The sequence below is a fragment of the Azotobacter vinelandii CA genome (genome assembly GCF_000380335.1).
GTDB lineage: Bacteria > Pseudomonadota > Gammaproteobacteria > Pseudomonadales > Pseudomonadaceae > Azotobacter > Azotobacter vinelandii.
Window position 1 is genome coordinate 1,324,720 of record NC_021149.1, and the last position, 16,283, is coordinate 1,341,002.

14 protein-coding genes and 4 pseudogenes are annotated in these 16,283 nt (G+C 58.5%); 15 read left to right on the forward strand and 3 right to left on the reverse strand.

Annotated features, from left to right (window positions below; all coding sequences use genetic code 11):
• Positions 1 to 6 precede the first annotated feature (6 nt).
• Positions 7 to 1,138 (reverse strand): annotated as a pseudogene (locus AVCA_RS25930) (IS630 family transposase).
• Positions 1,139 to 1,459: 321 nt separating this feature from the next.
• Here AVCA_RS25930 and ung point away from each other — a divergent pair.
• Positions 1,460 to 2,158: a uracil-DNA glycosylase gene (gene ung, locus AVCA_RS06165; protein ID WP_012700002.1), complete on the forward strand. Its 699-nt coding sequence runs from the start codon at positions 1,460 to 1,462 to the stop codon at positions 2,156 to 2,158.
• A 9-nt stretch (positions 2,159 to 2,167) separates the two neighbouring features.
• On the opposite strand, the gene ygfZ is transcribed toward ung, so the two are convergent.
• A complete protein-coding gene (gene ygfZ / locus AVCA_RS06170) occupies positions 2,168 to 3,109 on the reverse strand; it encodes a CAF17-like 4Fe-4S cluster assembly/insertion protein YgfZ (protein ID WP_041807518.1) in 942 nt (313 codons plus the stop codon).
• Between the two features lie 121 nt (positions 3,110 to 3,230).
• On the opposite strand from ygfZ, the gene AVCA_RS06175 reads away from it, so the two are divergent.
• Together AVCA_RS06175 and AVCA_RS24465 are read left to right on the forward strand one after the other, a co-directional pair.
• Positions 3,231 to 3,485: an FAD assembly factor SdhE gene (locus tag AVCA_RS06175; protein ID WP_012700004.1), complete on the forward strand. Its 255-nt coding sequence runs from the start codon at positions 3,231 to 3,233 to the stop codon at positions 3,483 to 3,485.
• Complete coding sequence (locus AVCA_RS24465; protein WP_012700005.1) at positions 3,469 to 3,921, forward strand: protein YgfX; 453 nt, start codon at positions 3,469 to 3,471, stop codon at positions 3,919 to 3,921. Before AVCA_RS06175 ends, AVCA_RS24465 begins: the two co-directional genes overlap by 17 nt.
• On the opposite strand, the gene nadB is transcribed toward AVCA_RS24465, so the two are convergent.
• Positions 3,890 to 5,506 (reverse strand): L-aspartate oxidase, encoded by a 1,617-nt coding sequence (gene nadB, locus AVCA_RS06180; RefSeq protein ID WP_012700006.1) that lies wholly within the window; start codon positions 5,504 to 5,506, stop codon positions 3,890 to 3,892. The genes AVCA_RS24465 and nadB overlap by 32 nt on opposite strands.
• Before the next feature lie 354 nt (positions 5,507 to 5,860).
• Here nadB and AVCA_RS24470 point away from each other — a divergent pair.
• The 12 genes and pseudogenes from AVCA_RS24470 to era all read left to right on the forward strand — a co-directional run.
• Positions 5,861 to 6,046, forward strand: a pseudogene (locus tag AVCA_RS24470) (sigma factor); the annotation flags it as partial.
• Between the two features lie 54 nt (positions 6,047 to 6,100).
• Complete coding sequence (locus tag AVCA_RS06185) at positions 6,101 to 7,054, forward strand: IS1595-like element ISAzvi1 family transposase (protein WP_012700007.1); 954 nt, start codon at positions 6,101 to 6,103, stop codon at positions 7,052 to 7,054.
• A pseudogene (rpoE, locus tag AVCA_RS06190) lies at positions 7,054 to 7,476 on the forward strand (RNA polymerase sigma factor RpoE); the annotation flags it as partial. The gene AVCA_RS06185 and the pseudogene rpoE, both read left to right, overlap by 1 nt.
• A gap of 32 nt (positions 7,477 to 7,508) precedes the next feature.
• The gene (locus tag AVCA_RS06195) at positions 7,509 to 8,096 is read left to right on the forward strand and encodes a sigma-E factor negative regulatory protein (protein WP_012700008.1); all 588 of its coding nucleotides are present in this window, start codon (positions 7,509 to 7,511) and stop codon (positions 8,094 to 8,096) included.
• An 8-nt stretch (positions 8,097 to 8,104) separates the two neighbouring features.
• Positions 8,105 to 9,058, forward strand: coding sequence for a MucB/RseB C-terminal domain-containing protein (locus AVCA_RS06200; protein ID WP_012700009.1), 954 nt, complete (start codon positions 8,105 to 8,107; stop codon positions 9,056 to 9,058).
• Positions 9,055 to 9,525 carry a SoxR reducing system RseC family protein gene (locus AVCA_RS06205; protein ID WP_012700010.1) on the forward strand — a complete coding sequence of 157 codons (471 nt, stop codon included), beginning with the start codon at positions 9,055 to 9,057 and terminating at the stop codon, positions 9,523 to 9,525. The genes AVCA_RS06200 and AVCA_RS06205 overlap by 4 nt, the downstream gene beginning before the upstream one ends.
• Before the next feature lie 11 nt (positions 9,526 to 9,536).
• Positions 9,537 to 10,958, forward strand: coding sequence for a DegQ family serine endoprotease (locus tag AVCA_RS06210; RefSeq protein WP_012700011.1), 1,422 nt, complete (start codon positions 9,537 to 9,539; stop codon positions 10,956 to 10,958).
• A gap of 148 nt (positions 10,959 to 11,106) precedes the next feature.
• Positions 11,107 to 12,906 carry a translation elongation factor 4 gene (gene lepA / locus AVCA_RS06215; RefSeq protein WP_012700012.1) on the forward strand — a complete coding sequence of 600 codons (1,800 nt, stop codon included), beginning with the start codon at positions 11,107 to 11,109 and terminating at the stop codon, positions 12,904 to 12,906.
• Positions 12,907 to 12,910: 4 nt separating this feature from the next.
• Positions 12,911 to 13,762, forward strand: coding sequence for a signal peptidase I (gene lepB / locus AVCA_RS06220; protein WP_012700013.1), 852 nt, complete (start codon positions 12,911 to 12,913; stop codon positions 13,760 to 13,762).
• A gap of 92 nt (positions 13,763 to 13,854) precedes the next feature.
• Positions 13,855 to 14,221 (forward strand): annotated as a pseudogene (locus tag AVCA_RS06225) (DUF4845 domain-containing protein).
• Positions 14,218 to 14,907 (forward strand): ribonuclease III, encoded by a 690-nt coding sequence (gene rnc, locus AVCA_RS06230; protein WP_012700014.1) that lies wholly within the window; start codon positions 14,218 to 14,220, stop codon positions 14,905 to 14,907. The pseudogene AVCA_RS06225 and the gene rnc overlap by 4 nt, the downstream one beginning before the upstream one ends.
• On the forward strand, positions 14,900 to 15,802 hold the full coding sequence (gene era, locus AVCA_RS06235; RefSeq protein WP_012700015.1) for a GTPase Era: 903 nt from the start codon (positions 14,900 to 14,902) through the stop codon (positions 15,800 to 15,802). The genes rnc and era overlap by 8 nt, the downstream gene beginning before the upstream one ends.
• The last annotated feature ends 481 nt before the right edge of the window (positions 15,803 to 16,283 follow it).

Here is a 16,283-nt window from a genome sequence, read left to right on the forward strand (position 1 = left end):
AGTATCTCAACACACTTCAATCTGCGGATATAGGCTGCGTAGCTTGACCCTCGCATCCTGGGTGGTGAACTGCCAGTTGATCTTGGCATCGAGCTGGTTGCGGCATTGCTGCCATGCGGCGACCTCCTTGCGCATCCGCTCGAGGGAGTCGATGCGCCTGTCCAGGCACTGGCCGGCGAGTACGTTGATCTCGATTTCGGCCATGTTCAGCCAACTGCCATGCTTGGGGGTGTAGACGAACTCGAAGCGATCTCTCAGGGCCTTGGCCTGCTCGGGCATAAAGGTCTCGTACAACGAGGCGGCACTGTGGGTGTTGAGGTTGTCCATCACCAGCGTGATGCGCTCGGCCCCGGACCAGGCTTGGGCGATGTCCTGCAGGAACAGCGCCCAGTCCTGCCTTTTCTTGTACTCGGTGACCTTGGCGATGCGCCGCCCGGCCAGCGGCTCACAGGCTACGAAGACGTTGCAGGTGCCAGCGCGCTCGTACTCGTATCGCGCCCGGGATGCCCCGGTACCGCCTCGAGGGGCTCGCGCACCTGGCGGATCAGTTGCCGCGGCGTTTCGTCCATGCAGACCACCGGATGGCCTTCGTCATAGGGTCGACTGTAGACATCCAGCACCTGCTCCATGGCCGCCACGAATTCCCCGCTGGCCTTCGGCGGGATCACCCAGCCAACCTTGCGCCACGGCTTGAGTTCGTTTTTTTTAGGGCACGTCGCACCGTCTCCGACGACAGCGAGTCTACATATTCCAACTCCACCGCACGCTCGGCCAGCAGTTTGAGCGTCCAGCGCGCATGACCTTCGGGAGCAGGTCCGCAGCTCAGGGCGATCAGGCGTGCCTCGAGTTCGCCGTCGATCTTGCGGGCGTATTCGCGCCGGGGTTTCTTTCTCACCAGCACCGACTCCAGACCTTCCTGCACGCAACGCCGCTTGAGGTTGTCGATCTTGCGTTGGCTCACGCCCAGCATCTGGGCGATCTGTGCACTGGTCTTGCGCGGCCCCTGGTCTTGCGAGCGGTCGCAGGCCAGCAGGATCAGGGCGTTGATGACTTGGCTTGCCGCGGTCCTGCCTTTGCTTGTCAGCTCTTGCAACCGCGCTCTTTCTTGAGGACTGAGGATGATTCTGTAATGTTCCATGCCGACATTATGCATGACGCAGATTTAGCTGTGTCATAACACTAGGTCGTGTCGTCTGGACGAATACGGGCGAGGCAGTTGCCTTTTCAAGTGCGTTCTTTCTTGTGAGGACGGTGGATCGGTGCGCTTGCCCGTGTCGGTCCCTTCCTGGGGCACGATGATCGATATATCGGTGCCTTACCCCGTCCTCAACGTCATGCGTTGTGGGGATGGCCGGAGGTTTGCGTGGGCGGGCCTCTTTATAGCCGCACTTGTGGCCCAGCCTTGACTTGGCGGCGGGGCTTCACTAGCGTGCGGCAGTCATTTGCAAGAGGGCAAGATATGGGCCGCGTCGAGGATCGTGTCAGGCTGGAGGCATCTTGGAAGGAGGCACTCCACGACGAGTTCGAAAAGCCCTATATGCAGGAGCTGAGCGATTTTCTGCGGCGGGAGAAGGCTGCCGGCAAGGAGATCTATCCACCAGGATCGCTGATCTTCAATGCGCTCGATTCGACGCCGCTGGACCAGGTCAAGGTGGTGATCATCGGCCAGGACCCCTACCATGGGCCCGGTCAGGCCCATGGCCTGTGCTTCTCGGTACAGCCTGGCGTGCCGGTGCCACCCTCGTTACAGAACATCTTCAAGGAGCTCAAGCGCGATCTGAACATTGACATACCGAAGCATGGTCATCTGCAACGCTGGGCCGAGCAAGGGGTGCTGTTGCTCAACACCTCGCTGACGGTAGAGCGGGGCAATGCCGGCTCCCATGCCGGTATGGGCTGGCAGCGATTCACCGATCGGGTGATCGAAGTGGTCAGTCAGCGGCGGGAGCATGTGGTGTTCATGCTCTGGGGTTCCCATGCGCAGAGCAAGCGGCGCTTGATCGATTCGAGCAAGCACCTGGTTCTCTGCTCGGCGCACCCTTCGCCGCTGTCGGCTCACCGGGGCTTTATCGGCAACGGCCATTTCAGTCGAGCCAATCAGTTTCTTGAACAGCATGGCTTGACACCGATCGATTGGCACCTGCCGGAAGAGCCCTGAACGCTGGCCCTAACGCCGGTTTTCCGATTCTTGATTCAACTCGTAGGGAAGATCGAGCAGGTGCAGGGCCACCCCGTCGGGCGTATCTAGCGCGATGCGGCCGTCCTCGACGGCATCCTCCTGCAACACAGCGAGCAGTTCAACGCCGTTTTCAGCGGGGGCGGCCAGGACTACTTCGCCGACACTGGTGCGGTGTACGGGGGAGAACAGCTCGGTACCGGGAGCCGGTGCTTCGGCGCCAGGCAGCGCCAGACGATAGAGGCGCCGCTTGAGCTTGCCCAGGTACTGCATGCGCGCGACGATTTCCTGGCCACTGTAGCAGCCCTTCTTGAAGCTCACGCCGCCGACCGCCTGCAGGTTGATCATCTGCGGAATGAACAGTTCGCGGGTCGCACCGTAGACCTGGCCGATTCCGGCACGGATCTGCGCCAGCAGCCAGGACTCCAGCGGGGCTTCGGGCAAATGGCCGGCCAGACGGGTATGCAATGCTTCAGCCTGTTCGGCTGGTGCCCAGAGTTCGGCGCGTCCACTTTCCAAGCGGATGGCGGCGAGTTCGCCGTTGCGGACGACCCGGCCGGCTTCCTGGGGGAGAACCAGGTCCAGGGCAGCCAGGGCAGCGTCATCGCCCAGAAGGCCGAAGCGGCACCAGGCGCCGCTTTCGTCGATCAACTGGGACTTGGAGAAGGCTGCGAACTTTTTCAACTCGGTCTGCTGGGGCTCGATCAGTTCGCTGGCCATGGCCAAGAGAAAGCCATCCCGGTCGGGAAGGAGGCGAAAGCTCGACACCATGCGCCCCTTCGGTGTGCATCGGGCACCGAGGCTGGAGCTGCCATCCTTCAAGTAATCGAGGTTGCAGGTCACCTGCCCCTGAAGGAATTTATCGGCATCCGGCCCACGAACGGCAAGCACACCCTCGTGGCGCAGCGGGCAAAAGAAAGCGGAGTCGGCCATGATCATCACTGCAGTTGATAGGGAATGGCACTCATCATAGAGACCGGTCCATGCCTTGTCAGCGGTGTCGTTGCCTTGCAACGTGGCTATAATGCGACCCTTCTTTCAAGGAACCCATTCCATGGTCGACGATATCGAACTCAACCGTCTTTCCTGGCATAGCCGGCGTGGCATGCTGGAGCTGGACGTGCTGCTGGTGCCTTTCGTGAAAGAGGCTTATCCCAATCTGGATGCAGAGGACCAGGCGCGTTTTCGCAAGCTGCTGGCGTGTGAGGATCAGGATATGTTTGGCTGGTTCATGCGTCGGGAAGAGCCGGCCGATCCCGATTTGCGTCGCATGGTGACCATTATTCTGGATCGTGTCCAACCCAAGTGATGTCTTCGAGTGCCGCTGGCAGCCCTCGCGGCAGTTGTTGGCGGCCTACCTGATCGTCCAGGCGCTCGCCCTGGGCTCCCTTGCGCTGGCCGATATTCCTTCCTGGGGGCAGTTGCTCGGTGTTTCGCTGTGCCTGGCGCATGCGGTCTGGTGTCTGCCAAGACATGTCCTGCTATCCCATTCCGTGGCTTTCCGTGGTGTGCGTCATACAGCAAAAGGCTGGCAGTTGTGGAGTGCGCGCGGAGGCTGGCAGTCCGTGCAGTTGCGGCCGGACAGCCTGGCCCTCCCGCTGGCGATCATTCTGCGCTTTCGTCTGCCGGAGGAGCGGTGGGTGAGGGGCATATGCATCCCGCGCGATGCGCTGGCGCGGGATGTTCATCGTCGCTTGAGGGTGCGGCTGAAATTCAGCCGGCGTAGGTGGGTGGCACCAGAATAGTGTCGCGGGCCTCGGGCAGCATGTCCGGATAGTCGAGGGTGTAGTGCAGGCCACGGCTTTCGTGGCGTTGCATGGCCGAGCGAATCATCAGGTCGGCGACGAGGGCCAGATTGCGCAGCTCGATCAGGTCGCGGCTAACCTTGTAGTTGCTATAGAACTCGTTAATTTCGTCGAGTAGCAGCTTGACCCGGTGCTGGGCTCTCTGCAGGCGCTTGCTGGTGCGTACGATACCGACGTAGTCCCACATGAATCGCCGTAGTTCGTCCCAATTGTGCGCGATGATCACATCTTCATCGGAGTCGGTGACCTGGCTGGCATCCCAGCTCGGCAGATTGCTCGGCAATTCGATGTCCGCCATTTGCTCGAGCATGTCGAAGGCGGTGGAGCGCGCATAGACGAAGCACTCGAGCAGAGAGTTGCTGGCCATGCGGTTGGCGCCATGCAGGCCGGTGAAGCTGGTTTCACCGATGGCATAGAGTCCGGGAATGTCGGTCCGTCCATGGTTGTCGACGACGACACCGCCACAGGTATAGTGGGCGGCAGGGACCACGGGGATGGGGTCGCGGGTGATGTCGATGCCGAAGTCCAGGCAGCGTTCATGGACGGTCGGGAAGTGCGATTGGATGAAGTCCGCCGGTTTGTGGCTGATATCCAGATACACGCAGTCGATTCCGAGACGCTTCATTTCATGGTCGATGGCGCGGGCGACGACATCCCGGGGTGCCAGCTCTGCGCGTGGGTCGAAGCGGGGCATGAAGCGTTCGCCGTTGGGTAGCTTGAGCAGCCCGCCCTCGCCGCGCAGGGCTTCGGTGATCAGGAAGTTCTTGGCCTGAGGATGATAAAGACAGGTCGGGTGGAACTGGTTGAACTCCAGGTTGCCCACCCGGCAGCCGGCACGCCAGGCCATGGCGATGCCGTCGCCGCAGGCGCTGTCGGGATTGCTGGTGTAGAGGTAGACTTTGGCTGCGCCGCCGCAAGCCAGCGCAGTGAAGCGTGCGCTGTGTGTCTCGACTTCGCCGCTCTGACGATCGAGGACGTAGGCGCCCAGGCAACGCCTGCCTGGCAGGCCGAGCTTGCTTTCGGTGATCAGGTCGATGGCGACGTGCTGTTCGAGCAGTTCGATGTTCGGTCGTGCCTGCACTTTGGCGAGTAGAGTCTTGAAGATGGCGGCCCCGGTGGCATCCGCGGCGTGGATGATGCGCCGATGGCTGTGGCCGCCTTCGCGGGTCAGATGAAATGCAAAACCGCCATCGTCTCGTGCCGTAGGGTCTTCGCGGGTGAAAGGAACACCTTGTTCGATCAGCCACTGGATGGCTTCCCGGCTATGCTCCACCGTAAAGCGCACTGCCTCTTCTCGGCAGAGGCCGGCACCGGCGATCAATGTGTCCTCGACATGGGACTCGATCGTGTCGGTGTCGTCCAGCACAGCGGCGACGCCGCCTTGAGCCCAGAAGGTAGAGCCGTTGGAGAGCTCTCCCTTGCTCAGGATCGCGATATGCAATTGAGACGGCAGGTTGAGTGCCAGAGTCAGGCCGGCCGCACCGCTGCCAATGATCAGGACATCATGCTGAAAGTGTTGGCTCATATCGAAAAATCCGGGAAAACAAAAAGCTGGTAGGGAAAAGTCGGGCTTGGCACAATTGCCGACTTGGCCGCAGGGCTGCGAGGGGAACTCTGCAGCTCCCTCAGGAGTCAATAACCGGCTGCAACAGGATGGCATACCGGTTGGCGACAGTGAAAGCTCGGAGAGGAGCAGGTCTAGCTCAGCGAGTGACTATTTCCATTGTGGGTAGTTCAGGTTGCTTGATCCATCGGAGTTGTTCGCTTTCTACGGGAAGCCTCGCTTTGAGGGGGAACTTTTGCTTAATACCCATGTCAATGAAAACAGAGTGATCCGGCGTCTGATGCTGTGCCCCCTGGGGTTTAACGAGGAGTATTCATGTTAAACCAGGAGCAAGATCAGCAATTGGTCGAGCGAGTGCAGCGTGGTGACAGGCGAGCCTTCGATTTGCTGGTGCTGAAATACCAGCACAAGATTCTCGGTTTGATCGTGCGTTTTGTGCATGATGCTCATGAGGCTCAGGATGTTGCTCAAGAGGCTTTCATCAAGGCTATGTCTGAGTTAGCTGTTGCAGCAGGCTAAGCTGATCATGGCGTCTCTGCATGCGGGAGGTGGATCATGAAAGCGAGTCAGTTCACGCGATGGATCGCTCAGCTCTCCAACCTCAGCCCGGAACAGCGTGAGCAGCTGAAGGCATGCCTGTCGGCACCAGGCAGCCTTCCGCAGGAGATGATCGCCACGCCCAGCAGTTGCCCGCACTGTCAGTCCAGCGAGTTACAGCCGTGGGGCTCCAGTGGCGGCCTGCCACGGTATCGCTGCAAGTTTTGCGGCAAAACCAGCAACCCATTGACGGGTACACCGATGGCGCGCCTGCGAAAGCGCCATCTCTGGCAAGGCTATGCCGAGGCGTTGACCCAGAGCCTGACGGTACGCAGGGCGGCGAAACACTGTGGCGTCAGTAAGAACACAGCCTTCCTGTGGCGACACCGGTTCCTGACCCAGATCGCCGATCACCAGGCTCAGCATGAGTCCGGGATTGTCGAGGCCGATGAAACCTTCTTCCTGGAGTCTTTCAAGGGACAGCGAGACTTGCCGCGCCCACCTCGCAGGCGCGGAGGCAGCGCGAAGCAACGCGGGTTGTCTGCCGAGCAGATTCCTGTCCTGGTGGTGAGAGATCGCAGCGGCCAGCATGCCGACTTTCAGCTGAAGAAGCTCGATGCCGTGCATGTCAGGGAGCGACTACGCCCCCTGATCGATGCTGATGCGATTCTTTGCTCTGACAGTGCCGCCGTCTATGCCCACTTTGCCAAGGCAGAAGGCATCACCCATCAGCCGGTCAATCCGAGCCAGAAGCGCAGGGTCGATGGGCCTTTTCACATCCAGAACGTGAACGCCTATGACAGCCGACTGAAGAGCTGGATGATTCCCTTTCATGGGGTGGCCACCAAGTATCTGACCCATTACCTGGGATGGCGCCGCCTGCTCGAACGCTACAAGACGCAGCTCAATCCATTGATTTGCTTGAGGGAGGCGCTGGGGCGAGTAGCCATGCAACAGCTAACTCAGACATAGCCTTCATCAAAGCCTATCGTGCACTTGGCAATTTTCGTGGTGACAGCGCTTTCTATACATGGCTGTATCGCATTGCCATCAATACTGCGAAAAATCATCTGGTGGCCCGTGGACGACGTCCTCCAGACAGCGATGTGAGTGCAGGTGATGCCGAGTTTTATGAGGGTGATCATGCCCTCAAGGATATCGAATCACCGGAGCGCTCTTTGCTGAGGGATGAAATCGAGGCCACTGTGCACCGCACCATTCAGCAGTTGCCGGAGGACTTGCGTACGGCGCTGACGCTACGCGAGTTCGATGGATTGAGTTACGAAGATATTGCCAGCGTCATGCAATGTCCGGTTGGAACCGTGCGTTCACGCATTTTTCGGGCGCGTGAAGCGATAGATAAAGCGCTGCAGCCATTACTGCAGGAAACCTAAGACTGCGGCCGTCTGCCGAGAGAGGTATCATCATGAGTCGTGAAGCCCTGTATGAATCGCTGTCCGCAGTGATGGACGACGAGGCGGACGAGATGGAGTTGCATCGTGTGCTCGCTGCCACCAAGGATGATGCCGAGTTGCGGGCCGCTTGGTCGCGTTATCAACTGGCGCGTGCCGTCATGCACAGGGATCTGCTCGAGCCGCGTCTGGATATCGCTGCCGGTGTTTCGGCCGCCCTGGCTGCGGAGGCGATGCCCAAGGCCCGAATTTTCTCGTGGGGATTCGTCGGCCGCATCACGGTGGCGGCTTCGGTGACTGTCGCGGTCTTGGCGGGCGTTCGTCTCTATAACCAGAGCGAGATGAGCGATGCCGAACTGGCTCAGAGGGCACCGCAACCTTCCCTGTCGGCACCGCAGGTGCAGGGCACCCCGATTCTGGCGGGCTACACCGAGGGCGTCGAGCAATCCCAGGAGCCTTCTTCCAAGGACATGGGGAAGGATTCGGAATGGCATGAAAAAAGGCTTCCCACCTATCTTCGTCAACATGTGCAGCAGTCGTCTGTGAATGGGGCCGAGAGTGCTTTACCTTATGCCCGTGCGGCCAGCTTGGAAAACCGCTGAGGAGGAGCATGCGTTTTTTTTCTCTGCTTTTGCTCGTTGGCAGCATGGCGATGTCCGTACAGGCTGCCGATGCGCAGAATTGGTTGAGCCGCCTGCTGAAGGCGGAGCAGCGGCAAAGCTTTCAAGGCGTTTTTGTCTACGAGCGTAACGGCAGTTTTTCCACGCATGCCATTTGGCATCAGGCTGGCCAGAATGATGGGGAGTCGAGAGAGCGCCTTTTGAGATTGGATGGCGCTCCCGTGGAGGTTATGCGAGTCGATGGGCGACTCAAGTGCGGCAGCAGCGCCGTGGCAGATCAGTTGATCGAGGGCGAGGGACCATGGCCGCCCCGTCCTTTGGATCCGCAGAAGCTCGCCGAGTGGTATGAGATTCGGATGGTTGGCGAGTCCCGGGTCGCCGGCCGCTCTGCCGTGGTACTGACCATATTGCCGCGTGATCAATACCGCTATGGTTTCGAGCTGCATCTCGATCGAGAAACCTCCCTCCCTCTCAAGTCCCTCCTCCTGAACGAGAAAGGCCAACTGCTCGAGCGGCTCCAATTCACTCAGTTGGATACATCCACCCCCTTGACCAAGGATAAACTGGAGCCTGGTCCTGCCTGCCAACCTGTCGAAGTCCTTCAGACGTCGACTCCCAAGCAGGGAGCCTGGCGTTCCGAATGGCTGCCGCCAGGTTTTACCCTGCGTAGCATGCATACCCAGCCCAGTCCCGTCTCAGGTGAAAACATCACCTACTTGATGTACGGTGATGGCTTGGCGCGTTTTTCGGTATTCATCGAGCCCTTGCATAGCGCTCTTGTCGAGGATGCCCGCAGCCAGTTGGGGCCGACTGTCGTTGTGTCCAAGCGTATATCGACCGCAGATGGCGATATGATGGTTACCGTCATCGGCGAAGTTCCTTTGGGGACGGCCGAGCGTATAGTCCTGTCGATTCGTGCAAGTGAGGAACAGGCTGATCGATGATCGAGGAGCCGGGCCGGGTGGTAGCAATCGAGCGTGAGGCTGTATGGATCGAAGCCTTGGATGAAGCCGCCTGTCCTGGCTGTACTGCAAGCGTCGGTTGCGGTCGCTGGTCGTTCGACTGGCTGGAGACACCGAGGCGGCGCAGGCGTATCCGTGCCTTGTCGGTCATGCCGCTTCGAGTCGGCGACGCCGTGGTGGTCGGCATCCGAGAGGACTTCCTGTTACGCAGCACTCTTGCGATCTACCTGTTACCCTTGCTGGGGCTGTTTGTCTGCACTATTGCCATTCAGCAGCTCGGTTTCGGGGAGTCGTTGATGATCCCGGCCGGTTTTCTGGGGTTTGTCTCTGTTTGGGCCATGGTGCGCAGAATAAGCCGACGCCAGATGAATGATCCGACATTGCAGCCAGTGGTGCTGCGTGCCTTGCCTGGTGCTTCCGAAGGACAAGTCAGGCAAGCGGCTTTTTGAGTGGAGGAAGTATGTCAAAGGTTGGTTTTAAGTCCTTCGCCTCCGTTTTGGCAGGTGCCCTGCTGCTCGGGCAGTCGCTCTTCGTGCAGGCGCAATTACCGGAGTTCACCTCGCTGGTGGAGGAAGCCTCGCCGGCGGTAGTCAATATCAGTACCCGGCAAAAGCTTCCCGATCGCTCCACGGTTCAGGGATTGCCTGATCTCGAGGGGCTTCCGCCGCTTTTCAGGGAGTTCCTGGAGCGCAGCATTCCGCAACTTCCGCGTACTCCGGATAACGGGCGGCAGCGTGAGGCGCACTCCCTGGGCTCGGGTTTCATCATTTCTCCAGATGGCTATGTTCTAACCAACAACCATGTGGTGGCCGATGCCGATGAAATCATCGTGCGTTTGTCCGATCGCAGTGAGCTCGAGGCCGAGCTGGTCGGGGCCGATCCTCTTACCGATGTAGCTTTGTTGAAGGTCAAGGGTTCGAATCTCCCCACAGTCAAACTGGGACGTACCGACCAATTGAGAGTCGGGGAATGGGTTCTGGCCATCGGTTCCCCTTTCGGTTTCGATCATTCCGTGACTGCGGGCATCATCAGTGCCACGGGGCGAAGCCTGCCGAACGAGAGTTACGTTCCTTTCATCCAGACCGATGTGGCCATCAATCCCGGTAACTCCGGCGGGCCGCTCTTCGATCTGGATGGACGGGTCATAGGCATCAACTCCCAGATATTCACCCGGTCGGGGGGCTTCATGGGCTTGTCTTTCGCGATTCCCATCGAGGTTGCCATGGGCGTGGCCGATCAGTTGAAGGCCACTGGCAAGGTTGCTCGCGGTTGGTTGGGAGTAATCATTCAGGAAGTCAACAAGGATCTGGCTGAGTCCTTTGGTCTGGATCGGCCGGCCGGAGCGTTGGTCGCCCAGGTCTTGGAGGATGGACCGGCGGACAAGGGCGGTTTGCAGGTCGGCGATGTCATTCTCAGCCTAGATGGTCATCCTATTGTGATGTCGGCCGATCTGCCGCATCTGGTTGGGGGGCTCAAACCCGGGGCTGCAGCCAATCTCGAGGTGGTGCGTGACGGCAAGCGGAGGAACATCGCTATCACTGTCGGGGCCTTGCCGGAGGAGGGGAATGGGGTTCAGCCGAGTATCGCGGGCACGGAACAGAGCAGCAATCGCCTTGGAGTGACGGTCACCGAACTGACGGCTGAGCAGAAGAAATCCCTTGATCTCAAGGGTGGTGTGGTCATTCGCGAAGTGCTGAACGGTCCGGCCGCATTGATCGGACTGCGGCCTGGCGATGTAGTTACCCATTTGAACAATCAGCCGATCGACTCGGCGAAGACCTTTGCCGAAGTGGCCGGTGCGTTGCCAAAAGGCCGGTCGGTATCCATGAGGGTGCTGCGCCAGGGGCGTGCCAGTTTCATTACTTTCAAACTGGCCGAGTGAGGCTCCCGGACATGAAAAGAGGGCGGTGAAACCGCCCTCTTTTCATGCCTGTCAAGAGAGGTAATGCGTGACGCTGGTAATATTGATCAGTTAAACTCTCCGGCCATTTTGACGGCTAGCCCGCCCGAGCCTTTTCGAGTGCTGAACTGTGAGTGACCTCAGTCATATCCGCAATTTCTCCATCATCGCCCATATCGATCATGGCAAGTCGACACTGGCAGACCGATTCATTCAGATCTGTGGCGGCCTTTCCGAGAGGGAAATGGAGGCTCAGGTTTTGGACTCCATGGATCTTGAGCGCGAACGTGGCATCACCATCAAGGCCCACAGCGTGACCCTGCATTACAAGGCGCAGGACGGCAAAACCTATCAGTTGAATTTTATCGATACGCCCGGTCATGTCGATTTCACTTACGAAGTCAGCCGTTCCCTGGCTGCCTGCGAAGGGGCCCTGCTGGTAGTGGATGCCGGTCAAGGGGTAGAGGCCCAGTCGGTCGCTAATTGCTATACGGCTATCGAGCAGGGGCTGGAGGTGATGCCGGTGCTGAACAAGATGGACCTGCCCCAGGCAGAGCCGGAGCGGGTCAAGGATGAGATCGAGCACATCATCGGCATAGATGCCGGCGATGCGGTCTTGTGCAGTGCGAAAAGCGGAATGGGTGTGCCCGATGTGCTCGAGCATCTGGTCCGGGTCATTCCTCCGCCCCAAGGCGAAATCGAAGCGCCGCTGCAGGCGCTGATCATCGACTCCTGGTTCGACAACTACCTGGGCGTGGTTTCGCTGGTGCGGGTCAAGCACGGCCGAGTGAAGAAGGGTGACAAGATTCTGGTGAAGTCCACCGGTAAGGTCCATCAGGTGGACAGCGTCGGGGTTTTCACCCCAAAGCACACCGAGATGCCTGATCTCAAGGCGGGTGAGGTGGGTTTCATCATCGCCGGCATCAAGGACATTCACGGTGCACCGGTAGGCGACACCCTGACGCTATCCAGCACTCCCAATGTGGATATGCTGCCAGGTTTCCAACGAATCAAGCCGCAGGTCTATGCAGGACTGTTTCCGGTCAGCTCGGATGATTTCGAAGATTTCCGCGAGGCATTGCAGAAGCTGACGCTTAATGATGCTGCGCTGCAGTATGAGCCAGAAAGTTCGGATGCGCTCGGTTTCGGATTCCGCATCGGTTTCCTTGGCATGCTGCATATGGAAATCATCCAGGAGCGCCTGGAGCGCGAATATGACCTGGATCTGATCACCACAGCGCCGACGGTGGTCTATGAAGTCCTGCTGAAGAATGGCGATACGATATGTGTCGACAATCCGTCGAAGTTACCGGACCTGGCTTCCATTGCCGAAATGCGTGAGCCGATCGTTCGCGCCAATATTCTGGTGCCGCAGGAACATCTGGGTAATGTCATCAATCTGTGCATCGAGAAGCGTGGTGTCCAACGCGACATGCAGTTCCTCAGTAGCCAGGTCCAGATCAGTTACGACTTGCCGATGAACGAGGTGGTACTGGATTTCTTCGACCGCTTGAAGTCGGTCAGCCGTGGCTATGCCTCGCTGGATTACAGTTTCGATCGCTTTCAGGTTGCCAATCTGGTCAAGCTGGACGTCCTTATCAATGGCGACAAGGTGGATGCCCTGGCGCTCATCGTGCATCGCGACAAGGCTCACCAGAAGGGGCGGGCACTTACCGAGAAGATGAAGGAACTGATTCCTCGGCAGATGTTCGATGTGGCCATCCAGGCCGCCATTGGCGGACAGGTAGTGGCACGGACCACGGTCAAGGCGCTGAGAAAGAATGTCCTGGCAAAATGCTATGGCGGCGATGTGACGCGTAAGCGCAAATTGCTGGAGAAGCAGAAGGCCGGCAAGAAGCGGATGAAGCAGGTTGGTAGTGTCGAAATTCCACAGGAAGCTTTCCTTGCTGTGCTCAAGGTAGATAGTTAGCTCTATGTCGATCAATTTCCCTCTATTACTAGTGCTGGCAGTACTGATCAGCGGTGCACTGGTCCTGCTTGATCTGCTTGTGCTGGCGCCGCGCCGACGGGCGGCGGTTGCCGAGTACGAGGGCAGTGTCGGCCAGCCTGACCAGAGTGTGGTGGACCGTCTCAACAAGGAACCGTTGCTGGTCGAATATGGCAAGTCGTTCTTCCCGGTACTGGCCATAGTGCTTGTCCTGCGCTCTTTCCTGGTAGAGCCCTTTCAGATTCCGTCGGGCTCGATGAAGCCCACCCTTGAGGTGGGGGATTTCATTCTGGTGAACAAATTTGCCTATGGGATTCGTCTGCCCGTACTGGATACCAAGGTGATCGAGGTGGGTGAACCGCAACGTGGCGATGTGATGGTGTTTCGCTACCCCAGCGATCCGAGCATCAATTACATCAAGCGGGTAGTCGGTTTGCCGGGTGATCATATCCGCTATGGCAGCGACAAGCGCCTGTTCGTCAATGGAGCCCCGGTTCCCGAGCAGTTACTGGGCAAGGCGCCCGGGGTTCTGGGCAATGCAGTGCTTTACAAGGAGCAGCTCGGAGATGTCGAGCACCTGATCCGCAAGGAAAGCAGGCGCAATGCCGAGCCCTCGCATGAATGGGTAGTGCCGGAGGGGCATTACTTCATGATGGGCGACAATCGCGACAACTCCAACGACAGCCGTTACTGGAACGATCCGTTGATTGCCGACGAGATGCAGGGCATGGTTCCTGACGAGAACATCGTCGGCAAAGCCTTCGCCGTCTGGATGAGCTGGCCGGAGCCCAAGCTGCAGAATTTGCCGAATTTCACGCGTGTCGGTCTGATCCACTGACCGCTCGACAAATGTGCGGTATTCGTCAGCACGGTGGGGCAGCTGGACTGTAGGCTGTCTCACCGTCAGTGGCTGGACGAAAGAGATTGAGCATGAAACTCCCTCATTCGCGGAAAGGCCTGTCGATACTGGGTTGGCTGTGGTGGCATTTTTCGCCAGTACGATATTCAAGATGATTCCTCGCTATTTCGACTATATGTCCATGGAGAAGATCATCACTGCCATCGAAACGGATCGAGCCGGCGAGGCCCGCAGCAGCGGAGACTTTTATGCCCATGTCAGCAAGGGTATGCAGGTCGACAACCTCTGTGGGATCTGAATCTGCAGGAGGTGTTGAACATGACCTTGGAAAACAATGAGTTCCGTGCTCATCTAAAATACGAAAAGCGCGAGCCCCTGATCGAGAGTCTCGATCTGGTGGTGAATTTCGACAAAGAATTCCGTGTATCCATACCGTGAGCGCATCCCTGAACCGTCTTGAGCGCAAGCTCGGCCATACTTTCAAGAACCAGGATCTGATGCTCCTGGCGCTGACTCATCGCAGTTTTGCCAGTCGAAACAATGAGAGGCTGGAGTTTCTCGGCGATGCCATCCTCAATTTCGTCGCTGGCGAAGCCTTGTTCGAGCGCTTCCCTCAGGCGAAGGAGGGGCAGCTGTCGCGTCTGCGGGCCCGGCTGGTCAAGGGCGAAACCCTGGCCTTGCTGGCCCGTGGCTTCGATCTCGGTGATCATTTGCGGCTTGGCTCCGGTGAGCTGAAAAGCGGCGGCTTTCGGCGTGAATCCATTCTTGCCGATGCTCTCGAGGCATTGATTGGGGCCATCTACCTCGACGCCGGTCTGAATACGGTGCGCGAGCGTGTCCTGGGTTGGCTGGCCGGCGAACTGGATAGCCTGACCCTGGTCGACACCAACAAGGACCCCAAAACCCGCCTGCAGGAATTTCTCCAGTCCAGGGCTTGCGAACTGCCCCGTTATGAGGTGGTGGACATCCAGGGTGAGCCGCATTGCCGGACGTTCTTCGTCGAATGCCGAGTGGCTTTGCTGAACGACAAAACTTATGGCCAGGGGGCCAGCCGTCGCATCGCCGAGCAGGTGGCGGCAGCGGCGGCGCTGGTGGCCCTTGGAGTGGAGAATGGCAATGACTGAGGAAAACTCGTTGCGCTGTGGCTACGTGGCCATCGTTGGACGCCCCAATGTGGGCAAATCCACACTGCTCAACCACATTCTCGGGCAGAAGCTGGCAATCACCTCGCGCAAGCCGCAGACCACTCGTCACAACATGCTGGGTATCAAGACCGAAGGCGACGTGCAGGCGATCTATGTCGATACCCCCGGCCTGCACAAGCAGAACGACAAGGCGCTCAACCGCTACATGAACAAGACCGCCTCGGCTGCGCTGAAGGATGTCGATGTGGTGATCTTCGTGGTCGATCGCATGCGCTGGACCGAAGAGGACCAACTGGTGCTCGATCGTCTCCAATATGTGCAGGGGCCGGTTCTGGTTGCGGTGAACAAGGCTGACCGCCTCGAGGATAAAGTCGAGTTGCTGCCGCATCTGCAATGGTTGGCGCAGCAATTGCCCAATGCCGAAATCGTGCCTATTTCCGCATTGCACGGACACAATCTGGATACCTTGGAGCGGTTGGTCGCCGGGCGTTTGCCGCAGGGCGAGCATTTCTTCCCGGAAGACCAGATCACCGATCGCTCCAGCCGCTTTCTCGCCGCCGAACTGGTGCGGGAAAAGATCATGCGCCAGCTCGGGGCCGAGTTGCCCTACCAGGTCACAGTGGAAATCGAGGACTTCAAGCAGCAGGGGCAGGTTCTGCATATCCATGCGCTGATCCTCGTCGAGCGCGAGGGGCAGAAGAAAATCATCATTGGCGAGAAGGGCGAACGGATCAAGCGTATTGGCCAGGAGGCTCGCCAGGGCATGGAGGTGCTTTTCGATTCCAAGGTCATGCTTAACCTATGGGTCAAGGTGAAGGGCGGCTGGTCCGATGATGAGCGAGCCCTTCATTCGTTGGGATATCGCGATAGCTAATCCTTTCTTGCTTAACGACCCGCAAGGGGCTCCTCGCCATTGGGCGAAACTTTCTTGTTCTCTTCCCGTTCGGTTCCCCTTTCTCCATTCCTCCTGAAGCGTGTTGCAGACTCTGCGGCATGCTGGCGCATGGTGGCCTTTCGCCTTTGAGTCCGTGCGTCTTGTAGCCCCATTCCAGACAGGGCTACAGGGGCATGCGACGATTCTTCTCCCGCAATCGAAGCCGCGCCAAATCGGGCGCAAATCTCCCGCATATTCTCCATATTACTTTCCCAAATCGAGTTGTAATTTCCGATGTTTCATCGGAAAGCAAATGGTGACATATACGAAATAGTTATGGCCTAATGGCATCATTGTCGGCTGTATTCTTTGCTCATTCTCTCGTTCGAGCCTCGTTGAATTCCGTATTTTTCATAACGATATAGTTATCTATCTGTTGTGCTATATCGACTCGCTTAAGCGAAGCGACGAATGGACTGGA

Bases quoted from the DNA above. Each gene is read 5' to 3' on its own strand.
- ung (WP_012700002.1), top strand. From the start codon at position 1,460: ATGGGCCGCGTCGAGGATCGTGTCAGGCTGGAGGCATCTTGGAAGGAG.
- ygfZ (WP_041807518.1), bottom strand. From the start codon at position 3,109: ATGGCCGACTCCGCTTTCTTTTGCCCGCTGCGCCACGAGGGTGTGCTT.
- AVCA_RS06175 (WP_012700004.1), top strand. From the start codon at position 3,231: ATGGTCGACGATATCGAACTCAACCGTCTTTCCTGGCATAGCCGGCGT.
- nadB (WP_012700006.1), bottom strand. From the start codon at position 5,506: ATGAGCCAACACTTTCAGCATGATGTCCTGATCATTGGCAGCGGTGCG.
- AVCA_RS06185 (WP_012700007.1), top strand. From the start codon at position 6,101: ATGAAAGCGAGTCAGTTCACGCGATGGATCGCTCAGCTCTCCAACCTC.
- AVCA_RS06195 (WP_012700008.1), top strand. From the start codon at position 7,509: ATGAGTCGTGAAGCCCTGTATGAATCGCTGTCCGCAGTGATGGACGAC.
- AVCA_RS06200 (WP_012700009.1), top strand. From the start codon at position 8,105: ATGCGTTTTTTTTCTCTGCTTTTGCTCGTTGGCAGCATGGCGATGTCC.
- AVCA_RS06205 (WP_012700010.1), top strand. From the start codon at position 9,055: ATGATCGAGGAGCCGGGCCGGGTGGTAGCAATCGAGCGTGAGGCTGTA.
- AVCA_RS06210 (WP_012700011.1), top strand. From the start codon at position 9,537: ATGTCAAAGGTTGGTTTTAAGTCCTTCGCCTCCGTTTTGGCAGGTGCC.
- lepB (WP_012700013.1), top strand. From the start codon at position 12,911: ATGTCGATCAATTTCCCTCTATTACTAGTGCTGGCAGTACTGATCAGC.
- era (WP_012700015.1), top strand. From the start codon at position 14,900: ATGACTGAGGAAAACTCGTTGCGCTGTGGCTACGTGGCCATCGTTGGA.